This window comes from Streptomyces sp. NPDC017979 (assembly GCF_044328175.1).
GTDB lineage: Bacteria > Actinomycetota > Actinomycetes > Streptomycetales > Streptomycetaceae > Streptomyces.
This window is the reverse complement of record NZ_JBIRGU010000030.1, coordinates 1-11,649: the sequence shown is the minus strand read 5'-3', so window position 1 is coordinate 11,649 and position 11,649 is coordinate 1. Positions and strand designations below refer to the sequence as shown.

Sequence of the window (11,649 nt, the reverse complement as noted above, 5' to 3'; positions counted from 1 at the left end):
GCTGGCGGGACATGTGGCGCGGGCTGATGTGCCGGTGGGCGCGGTGGGTTGGTCGTTGGTGTCGGGGCGGTCGGTGTTCGAGCACCGGGCGGTGGCGGTGGGCGCCGAGCCGGGCGAGTTGGCGGCGGGCTTGGCGGCGCTCGCGCAGGGGGCGACGCATCCCGGCGTGGTGTCGGGGACGGCCCGTGGTGACGAGGACCGGGTCGTGTTGGTGTTTCCGGGGCAGGGTTCGCAGTGGGTCGGCATGGGCGTCGAACTCCTCGACTCCTCAACTGTCTTCGCCGAACGCATCGCCGCCTGTGAGTCGGCGTTGAAGCCGCATGTGGATTGGTCGTTGACGGGTGTGTTGCGGGGTGACGGTGCGGAGCTGGTCCGGGTGGATGTGGTGCAGCCGGTGCTGTGGGCGGTGATGGTGTCCCTGGCCGCCGTGTGGGCGGAGCACGGTGTGAAGCCGGCTGCCGTCATCGGGCATTCCCAGGGTGAGATCGCTGCTGCTTGTGTTGCGGGGGCGCTGACGTTGGAGGACGGTGCACGGATCGTCGCCCTCCGCAGTCAAGCCCTCCGCGCCCTGTCCGGTGGTGGCGCGATGGCGTCCCTGGGTCTGAGCGCGGCGGAGGCGGAAGGCTTCTTCCCGGCCGGTGGTGGTGTGGTGGTTGCGGCGGTGAACGGGCCGTCGTCGACAGTCATTTCGGGTCCGTCGCGGGCCGTGGTCAAATTGGTCGCCGCGGTCGAGAATGCCGGGCATCGGGCCCGGCTGATCGACGTGGACTACGCGTCCCACGGCCCGCAGGTCGATGAGATCACCGATGAACTCCACGGCCTCCTCGCCGGGATCCAGCCGATCAGCAGTGGCGTCGCCTTCTACTCGACGGTGACTGCTGAACAGGTCGACACCACTGCTCTGGACACCGGCTATTGGGTGCGGAACTTGCGGGAACGGGTTCGGTTCTCCGATGCGGTGGAAGCGCTCGTTGATGCCGGGCATGGGTTGTTCGTTGAGGTGAGTCCGCATCCTGTGTTGGCGTTCGGTTTGGCGGAGGTGTTCGAGGGCGTCGGTGTGGATGCGGTGGTGGTGCCGACGTTGCGTCGGGGCTCCGGTGGGTTGGGGCAGTTGGCGTTGTCGTTGGGGCAGGCGTTCGTGGCCGGGGCCCCGGTGGACTGGTCTACCTGGTTCCCGGCCGCGGCCCGACGCACCATCGACCTGCCCACGTACGCCTTCCAACGCCAGCCCTACTGGCTGACCGCGGACGCCCCCACCGCCGACGCCGGTGACCTGGGCCTGGAGCCGACCGGACACCCCCTGCTCGGCGCGGTGCTGGAGCCGGCCGCCGGCGGACACGTACTGACCGGGCAGCTCTCGCGGCACACGTGCGCCTGGCTGGCCGACCACCAAGTGCTCGACACGGTCATCGTGCCCGGCACCGCCCTCGTCGAATGGGTGCTGCGCGCCGGTGACGCGGCCGGCTGCCCGCTGGTCTCCGAACTCGTCCTGCAACAGCCCGTGGTGCTTCCCGCCGACGGCTCCCTGCGCGTCCAGGTCACGGTGGATCCGGCCGCGGCCGACGGCAGCCGCCGAGTCCGCCTCCACACGAGGGCCGACGGGCAGGCGGACGCCCTCGGCTGGACCTGCCACGCCGAAGGCGTCCTGGACCCGGAGACCGGCACGGCCACCACTGACGACCGGCTGGCCGGGGCGTGGCCGCCGCCCGGCGCGGAACCGCTGCCGCTGACCGACTTCTACGAGCGGGCGGCGGAAGCCGGCTACGCGTACGGGCCCGCGTTCCAAGGGCTCCACGGTGCGTGGCGGACCGGGGACGACGTCCTGGCCGAGGTCGCGTTGCCGCAGGCCGCCGGTGCACCCGACGGATACGGCGTCCACCCCGCCCTCCTCGACGCGGCGATGCAGGCGCTGTTGGCGGCCGGCGGACTCGACGACGGGCAGGTCCGGCTCCCGTTCACCTGGAACGGGGTCGCCCTGCACGCCGAGGGCGCCACGACCCTGCGGGTGCGGCTCACCCCGATCGGCGCGACGCCCGCGGACGGCGTGCGGGTCCTGGTGGCCGACGGCACGGGCGCCCCCGTGCTGAGCGCGCACGCCGTCCACCTGCGGACCACCACCGGTCAGGCGCTGCGCACGGCCACGGCCCGACGCGGCGCCGACAGCCTGTACGCCCTCGAATGGTCCGAGCTGGCCGCCTCGACCACGCCACCCGGTGCAGCCCCGCTCACCTGGCTCTCCCCGCCCACCGCCACCCCTGACGGGCCGGCCCCGCTGGACGCGGAAGCGCCCGCGCCCGCGCCCGCCACGACCTTCGCGCTGCTCGACACCTCCGGCAGCGAACGGGAAGCCGTACAAAGGGCATTGGGCCTCCTCCAAAGGTGGCTGGCGGAGCCTCGGTTCGCCGAGGCCCGGCTCGCGCTCGTCACGCGGGGCGCGGTGGCCGTGGACCCGGGGGAGCGGCCCGACCTCGCGGGCGCCGCCTTGTGGGGCCTGGTGCGCAGCGCACAGGCCGAGAACCCCGGTCGCTTCCTGCTGGTCGACGCCGACCCCCTGCTGTCGAGTGATGACGCCGTGGCACGCGAGGTCGAAGCGGTGGCGTGGGCGTTCGACGTCGACGAACCCCAACTCGCGGTGCGGCAGGGCCGGGTGAGCGCGCCCCGGCTCGCCCGCGCCGGCCGGCCCGCCGAAATCGTCCCGCCACCGGGCACCGGGGCGTGGCGCCTGGCCGCCGACTCCACCGCCACCCTGGACGGCCTCACCGCGTCGCCCTGCCCGGAGGTGGACGATCCGCTCGACGCCGGCCGGGTGCGCATCGAGGTGCACGCCGCGGGCGTGAACTTCCGGGACGTGTTGATCGCCCTCGGCGCCTATCCCGGAGAAGCGGAGTTCGCGGGCAGCGAAGGCGCCGGCGTCGTCGTCGAAGTAGGCCCGGGCGTCACCGACTTCGCGCCCGGCGACCGGGTCATGGGCGTCTTCGAAGGCGCCTTCGGCCCGGTGGCCGTCGCCGACGCGCGCACCCTCGTACTGATGCCCGACGGCTGGGACTTCGCCGAGGCGGCGGCCGCCCCGGTCGCGTACCTCACCGCTTGGTACGGACTGGTCGAGCTCGGCGGTCTGCGCGCCGGCGAGTCCGTCCTCATCCATGCCGCCACCGGTGGCGTGGGCTCCGCCGCCGTGCAGGTCGCCCGTCACCTGGGCGCGGAGGTGTTCGCGACCGCCAGCCCCGGCAAGCACGGTGCGCTGGAGGCGATGGGCATCGACGCGGCCCATCGTGCGTCCTCCCGCGACCTCGCCTTCGAGGACGCGATACGCGCGGCGGCCGGCGGTCGTGGCGTGGACGTCGTGCTGAACAGCTTGACGGGTGACTTCATCGACGCGTCGCTACGGCTCCTCGCCGACGGCGGCCGGTTCGTGGAGATGGGCAAGACCGACCTGCGGGACGCGGCCCCACTGCCGGACAGCGTCTCCTACCGGGCGTTCGACCTGCTGGCCGACAACACCCCCGACCAACTCGGCGCCCTCCTCGCCCACGTCACCAGGCTGCTCGGCGCCGGCGCACTGCCGCCGCCGACGGTGCAGGAGTGGCCGCTCGCCCGGGCCCGCGAAGCGCTGCGCACCATGAGCCAGGCCCGACACACCGGCAAGCCCGTCCTACGGGTGCCCCCGCGCCTCGACCCCGACGGCACCGTCCTCATCACCGGCGGCACCGGCACCATCGGCGGCCACCTCGCCGAACACCTCGCCGCCACCTGGGGCGTACGGCACCTGCTGCTCCTCAGCCGGCAGGGCCCCGCCGCACCGGGCGCCGCGGAGCTGGTCGAACGGCTCCGGGCCGCCGGCGCCGACGTCACCGTCACCGCGGCCGACGTCACCGACCCCGCCGCGCTCACCGCGGCGCTCGACGACATCGCCCCCGCGCACCCGCTGACCGGCGTCGTCCACACCGCAGGCGCACTCGACAACGCGATGGTGCCCGCGCTCACCCCCGAACGGCTGGCCCGCGCCTGGGACGCCAAGGCGGCCGCAGCGGCCCACCTGCACGCCGCCACCGCCGACCGCAGGCTCGGCATGTTCGTCCTCTGCTCCTCCTTCGCCGCCGCCCTCGGCACCCCGGGCCAGGCCAACTACGCGGCGGCCAACGCCTACTGCGACGCCCTCGCGACCAACCGCCGCGCGGACGGCCTGCCCGCCCTGTCCGTCGGCTGGGGCCTGTGGGGCGCGGCCAGCGGGCTGACCGGCCGGATGAGCGACGCCGACCTCGCCCGCATCGACCGCTACGGCATCAAGGCCAACAGCACCGACGACGGGCTCGCCATGCTGGACGCCGCACTCGCCCACGGCACCCCCGCACCCCTCGCCCTCGCCCTGGACGCACGGACCCTCGCCGCCCAGCCGCCGGGCACCACCCCCGCGCCGCTGCGCGCCCTCGCCGCCGGCACCCGGCCGGCCCGGGCCACCGCCGCGGCGGGCGACGCCCCCGCAGACCTGGCCGCCCGTCTCGCCGCACAAACCCCGGACGAGCGCCACCGCAGCCTGCTCGCCCTGGTCCGGGAGCAAGCCGCGACCGTCCTGGGACACGCACACCCCGGTGCCGTACCGGAAGACGCCTCCTTCAAGACGCTGGGCCTGGACTCGCTGACGGCCGTCGAACTGCGCAACCGCCTGTCGACCGCCACCGGACTGCGGCTGCACGCGGCCCTCGTCTTCGACTTCCCCGAAGCGGGACTGCTCGCCGGCCACCTCGCCGAACGCCTCGCGCCCACCGCCCGGGCGGTGCCGCCCGGCCTCCGGGCACCGGACCCGATCACCGCCGAGTTCGCCCGGCTGGAGAACCTGCTCGCCACCGTGGACACGGCGGTGCTGGACGCGGACGCGGTCACGGCCCGGTTGGAGACGCTGCTCGCGAAGTGGAAGGCCGGGCACGCCCCGCGGGCCGCCGCGCCCGGTGCGGAAGCCAGCGCCGCCGAACGGCTGGAGGGCGCCGACGCCGACCAGATCTTCGCCTTCATCGACAACGAACTGGATGTGTGAGGGCCGGTGACCAACCCCGCGAACGAAGAGAAGCTGGTCGACTACCTCCGCCGGGTCACCGCCGAACTCCACGACACCCGGCTGCGGCTGCGCGATGCGGAAGACCGCCACCACGAGCCCGTCGCCGTGGTGGAGATGGCCTGCCGCTACCCCGGCGGCGTACGGACCCCCGAAGACCTGTGGGACCTCGTCGTCGAACGGCGCGACGCCATGGGCCCCTTCCCCACCGGCCGCGGCTGGGACCTGGACCGGCTCTTCCACCCCGACCCCGACCACCCCGGCACCAGCTACGCCGACCGCGGCGGGTTCCTCCACGACGCGGCCGACTTCGACCCCGACTTCTTCGGCATCAGCCACCGCGAGGCCCTGGTGATGGACCCGCAGCAAAGGCTGCTGCTGGAAGTCGCCTGGGAGGTCCTGGAGCGGGCCGGGATCGACCCGCTGACCCTCAAGGGCAGCCGCACCGGGGTGTACGTGGGCGCCGCACTGCCCGGCTTCGACGCGGCGCACTCCGACACCGCCGCCGAGGGCCACCTCGTCACCGGCAACGCGCCCAGCGTGCTGTCCGGCAGGCTCTCGTACACCCTCGGCCTTGAGGGACCCGCGGTGATGCTGGACACCGCCTGCTCCTCCTCCCTGGTCGCCGTCCACCTGGCGTGCCACGCCCTGCGCCAGGGCGAGTGCACCCTCGCGCTGGCGGGCGGCGTGACCGTGATGCCGCAGCCCAACGTCTTCACCGAGTTCTCCCGGCAGCGGGGCCTGTCCGCGGACGGCACGTGCCGGCCGTTCTCCGCCGCCGCCGACGGCACCGCGTTCTCCGAAGGCGTCGGCGTCCTGCTGCTGGAGCGGCTGTCGGACGCCCGGCGCAACGGCCACCAGGTGCTCGCCCTCGTCCGCGGCTCCGCCGTCAACCAGGACGGCGCCAGCAACGGACTGACCGCCCCCAACGGGCCCTCCCAGCAGCGCGTCATCCGACAGGCCCTCGCCAGCGCCCGACTCGCACCCGCGGAAGTCGACGCCGTGGAGGCACACGGCACCGGAACCCGACTCGGCGACCCCATCGAGGCCCAGGCCCTGCTGACCGCCTACGGCCAGGACCGGCCCGCCGGCCGGCCGCTGCGGCTCGGCTCGGTGAAGTCCAACATCGGCCACACCCAGGGCGCGGCCGGCGTCGCCGGCGTCATCAAGACCGTCATGGCACTGGCCCACGAGACCCTGCCGCCCACCCTGCACGCCGAGGAACCCACGCCCCACGTCGACTGGGAACCCGGCGCCGTGCAACTGCTGACCGAACCGGTGCCCTGGCCCCGCGGGGAACGCGTACGACGCGCCGGCGTCTCCTCCTTCGGCATCTCCGGCACCAACGCGCACCTCATCCTGGAACAGCCACCCGAACCCTCCGAAACTCCCGCCGCAGACCCCGGCGACGGGCCCGCCCCGCTCACGGCCTGGACGCTGTCGGCCCGCAGCCGTCCCGCTCTGCGCGCCCAAGCCCAAGCGCTCACCGCCCACCTGGCCGCCCGACCCGAACTGGCCGCCACCGACGTCGCCTGGTCCCTCGCCCGCACCCGCTCCGCCTTCGAACACCGCGCCGTCCTCCTCGACACCGGCCCCCACCCGCTCACCGACGCACTCAACGCCCTCACCGCCGACGCACCCCACCCGGGACTCGTCACCGGCGACGGGCCCGTCACCACCGGCGGCACCGCCTTCCTCTTCACCGGCCAGGGCAGCCAGCGCCCCGGCGCAGGGCGCCAACTCCACCGCACGTACGCGGCCTTCGCCACCGCCTTCGACGAGACCTGCGCCCTGCTCGACCCGCTGCTCGGCCGGTCCCTGCGCGCACTCGTCCTCGACGCGGACGAAGGCACCGGCGACGACCTGCACCAGACCCGGTACACCCAAGCCGCGCTGTTCGCCGTCGAGACCGCCCTGTTCCGGCTCGTCGAGTCCTTCGGCCTCACCCCCACCCATCTGATCGGCCACTCCGTCGGCGAGATCACCGCCGCCCACGTGTCGGGCGCACTGACCCTCGCCGACGCCTGCACCCTCGTCGCCGCCCGCGGCAAGCTCATGCAGGCCCTGCCCACGGGCGGCGCGATGGCCGCCGTCGAAGCCCCCGAAGAACACGTCCTGCCGCTGCTCGCCGACGCGGGACGCGTGTCCCTCGCCGCCGTCAACGGCCCCGCCTCCGTCGTCGTCTCCGGCGACGCGGACGCCGTGGACACGGTCGTGCGGACGCTGCGCGAACGCGGCCACCGCACCAAGCAGCTCCGCGTCAGCCACGCCTTCCACTCCCCGCACATGGACCCGATGCTGGCCGAGTTCCGCGCCGTCGCCGCCGAACTCGACACCCGGCCGCCGCGCATCCCCACCGTCTCCAACCTCACCGGCCGACTCGTCGACGCAGCCCTGCTCGCCGAACCCGACCACTGGGTCCGACACGTACGCGAACCCGTGCGCTTCCACGACGGCGTACGCACCCTGCACGCCGAAGGCGTCACCCGCTACCTGGAGCTGGGACCCGACCCCGTACTGACCGCCATGGCCGAGGGCAACCTCGCCGACGCCCCCCGACAGCCCGGCGCCGCACCGCTGTTCGCATCCGTGCTGCGCAAGGGCCACGACGAGACGCACACCCTCCTCAGCGCGCTCGCCGCCGCCCACGTGCACGGCGCCACCGTCGACTTCGCCGCCGCACTGCCGCCCGGAGCCGGGCCCGTACCCCTGCCGACGTACCGCTTCCAACGCCGCACCTACTGGCGGCCCGCGCCCCTGACCAGCGGCGACGTCCCCGGCCAGCGTGCCTGGGGCCATCCGCTGGCCGCCTCAGCCGTCGACCGGGCGGACGGCGGAGTCCTGCTCACCGGCCGGCTGTCCCGCCGCACCCACGGCTGGCTCACCGACCACGCCATCGCCGACGGCGTGCCGCTGCCCGGCACCGCGTTCCTCGAACTCGCCCTCACCGCCGCACGGGCCGCCGGCTGCCGCGCCGTCGAAGACCTCACCCTGGAAGCCCCGCTGCTGCTGCCCGCCAGCGGCGCCGTCGACCTCCAGGCCGCGGTCGACCCCGCCGACCAGGCCGGCCGCCGCACCCTCACCGTCTACTCCCGGCCCGCCGACGCGGCCGACGACGAGGACCCCACCGACCCGTCGGCCCCCCGGGCGCCGTGGCAGCGGCACGCCGCCGGCACCCTCACCGTCGACGACGGCCCCGCGCCGCAGCCCGAACCGACCGGGACCCCGTGGCCGCCCACCGCCGCCACCGAACTCGACGGCACGGACCTCTACGAAGCCCTCGCCGACCAGGGCTACCACTACGGACCCGCCTTCCGCGGCGTCAAAAACCTGTGGCGACACGGCGAAACCCTGTACGCCGAAGTGCAGCTGACATCCGAGCTGAGCAACGACGCCCCGGACTACGCCCTGCACCCCGCGCTCCTCGACGCCGCCCTGCACCCCGTCGACGAGACGCACCGCCACCGACCCGGACCCGACGGCACCACCGACGCCGTACGCCTCCCCATCTCCTTCACCGACGTCCGCGTGCACACCACCGGCGCGACCCGGCTGCGCGTCCGCATCACCCCCGCCGGCCGCGACGCCGTCGCCCTGGAACTGACGGACGAGAACGGCACCCCCGTCGCCTCCATCGGCTCACTCGGCCTGCGCGTCGTCTCGGCCGCCCAATGGCGCGCCAGCCGCACGGCCGCCGGCGACACCGCCGTCGCACGGTCCCTGCGCCGGGTCCGCTGGCAGCCACTGCCCCTACCCCCACGGGCTCCTGCCGTTCCCAGCGCCGTACTCCTGGCCCCCGAAGATCCCGCTCTGGAGGGCGCCGCCGAAGCCCACCCCGACCTCACCGCCCTGCTCGCCGCCGAACCCACCCCGGACGTGGTCATCGCCCCCTTCACCACGCGCGACGACAGCGAAGCACCCAACCCGCCCGAGCAGGCCCGCGCCCAAGCCCACCGACTCCTCGGCCTGCTCCAACAATGGCTCGCCGACCCGTCCCCGACCGCCGCGTCCGCCCGGCTCGTGGTCCTCACCCGCAACGCCGTCGCCACCGACCCCAAGGACCCGCCCGCCGACCTGGCAACCGCACCCCTGTGGGGCATGGCCCGCGCCGCCCAAGCCGAACACCCCGGCCGGATCCTCCTCGTCGACACCGACGGAACCGACGCGTCACGACACGCCCTGCCCGCCGCGCTCGCCACCGCCGAAGCCGCCGGCGAAACCGAATGCGCCCTACGCAACGGCCACCTGACCGTCCCCCGACTCACCGAAGCACCCGTCGACGCCGACGCCGCACCACCCGCCCTCGACCCCGAAGGCACCGTCCTCATCACGGGCGGCACCGGAGCACTCGGCCGCCTCACCGCCCGCCACCTCGTCACCCGGCACGGCGCCCGACACCTCCTGCTCGTCAGCCGCCGCGGCGCGGCAGCCGAAGGAAGCGCCGAAACCGCCGCCGAACTCACCGACCTCGGCGCCCGCGTACGCATCGTCCGCTGCGACACCGCCCACCCCGAAGCCCTCACCCGACTCCTCGCGGACATCCCCGCCGACCACCCCCTGACCGCCGTCGTCCACACCGCCGGCACCGTCGACGACGCCCTCACGGCCAACCTCACCCCCGACCGGCTCGACGCCGTCATGGCCGCCAAGACCACCGGCGCCTGGCACCTCCACGAAGCCACCCGGGACCTGGACCTCGCCGCCTTCGTCCTCTACTCGTCGGCCGCCTCCGTACTCGGCAACGCCGGCCAGGCCAACTACGCCGCCGCCAACGCCTTCCTCAACGCACTCGCGGAACAACGCCACGCACAAGGACTGCCCGCACTCTCCCTCGCCTGGGGCATGTGGCAGGCACCCGGCGGCATGGCCGAACAACTCGACGACGCGGAACGAGCCCGCATCACCCGCTCCGGCATCGCCCCCCTCACCCCCGACCAGGGATTCGCCCTACTGGACCGCGCCCTGGCCGCGGACCACCCCGCCCCCGTACCGATCCGCCTCAACCGCACGACGCTCCGGGACCTCGCCACCGCCGACGCCCTCCCCCCGCTGCTCCGCGACACCGCGGGCGTACGCACGACGCAGCGCACCGCCACCCTCCACGAACGACTCGCCGGACTCCCCGAAACCGAGCGGGACCACCTGCTGCGCGCCGTGGTCCGCGAACAGACCGGCACCGTCCTGGCCCACCCCGACCCGGACGCCCTGGACCTGAGCCGCGCCTTCCTCGACCTGGGACTCGACTCCCTCACCGCCCTGGAGCTACGGAACCGGCTCGCCGCCGCCACCGGAACCACCCTCCCGGCCACCCTCGTCTTCGACCACCCCACCCCCGACGCACTCGTCCGCTTCCTCCACACCCGACTCGCCCCGCACTCCACCCCGGCACCGCCCCGCCCCCACGACGAACCCGCCGCCCCCACGGACGAACCCCTCGCCATCATCGGCATGGCCTGCCGCTACCCCGGCGGCGTCACCTCGCCCGAAGAGCTGTGGGACCTCGTCGTCGAAGGGCGCGACGCGGTCGGCGCGTTCCCCACCGGACGCGGCTGGCACCTGGCCGAACTCTTCCACTCCGACCCCGACCACTCGGGCACCAGCTACGCCCGCCAAGGCGGGTTCCTCCACGACGCCGACGCGTTCGACGCCGGCTTCTTCGGCATCGCCCCGCGCGAGGCGATCGCGATGGACCCGCAGCAGCGTCTGCTGCTGGAGACCGCCTGGCAGACGTTCGAGTCCGCCGGCCTCGACCCCGCCGAGCTGCGGGGCAGCCGTACCGCCGTGATCACCGGAGTCATGTACGACGACTACGGCTCACGCTTCCTCGGCCGCGCCCCCAAGGGCGTGGAGGGCCGCCTCATGCCGGGCAGCACGCCCAGCGTCGCGTCCGGCCGGGTGTCGTACACCTTCGGCCTGGAAGGCCCGGCGATGACGGTGGACACGGCGTGCTCGTCGTCGCTGGTGGCGATGCACCTGGCGGCGCAGGCGCTGCGAGCGGGCGAGTGCTCGCTCGCCCTGGCGGGCGGGGTGACGGTGATGGCCACGCCCAACACCTTCGTCGAGTTCTCCCGGCAACGCGGCGTGTCCGAGGACGGCCGGTGCAAGGCGTTCTCCGCGTCGGCCGACGGCGTCGGCTGGTCGGAGGGGGTGGGGTTGGTGTTGTTGGAGCGGTTGTCGGATGCGCGGCGGAACGGGCGTCGGGTGTTGGGTGTGGTGCGGGGTTCGGCGGTGAACCAGGACGGTGCGAGCAATGGTTTGACGGCGCCTAATGGTCCTTCGCAGGAGCGGGTGATCCGGCGGGCGTTGGCGTTGGCGGGTTTGTCGGCGTCCGAGGTGGACGTGGTGGAGGCGCACGGTACGGGGACGAGGTTGGGCGATCCGATCGAGGCGGGCGCGTTGTTGGCGACGTACGGGCAGGGTCGGTCGGTTGAGCGTCCGTTGTTGTTGGGTTCGGTGAAGTCGAACATCGGGCATACGCAGGCTGCGGCGGGTGTGGCTGGTGTGATCAAGATGGTGATGGCGATGCGGCACGGGGTGCTGCCGGCGTCGCTGCACATTGACGAGCCGTCGCCGCACGTGGACTGGTCGGCGGGCGCGGT

The 11,649-nt window shown here is 74.2% G+C and carries 2 protein-coding genes; both read left to right on the top strand.

Annotated features, from left to right (window positions below; all coding sequences use genetic code 11):
• Window positions 1-34 precede the first annotated feature (34 nt).
• Window positions 35-5,032 carry an SDR family NAD(P)-dependent oxidoreductase gene (locus tag ACH4E8_RS35090; protein ID WP_398455777.1) on the top strand — a complete coding sequence of 1,666 codons (4,998 nt, stop codon included), beginning with the start codon at window positions 35-37 and terminating at the stop codon, window positions 5,030-5,032.
• Window positions 5,033-5,038: 6 nt separating this feature from the next.
• Window positions 5,039-11,649 (top strand): SDR family NAD(P)-dependent oxidoreductase (locus ACH4E8_RS35085; RefSeq protein WP_398455775.1); only part of this gene is annotated, 6,611 nt, incomplete at its 3' end.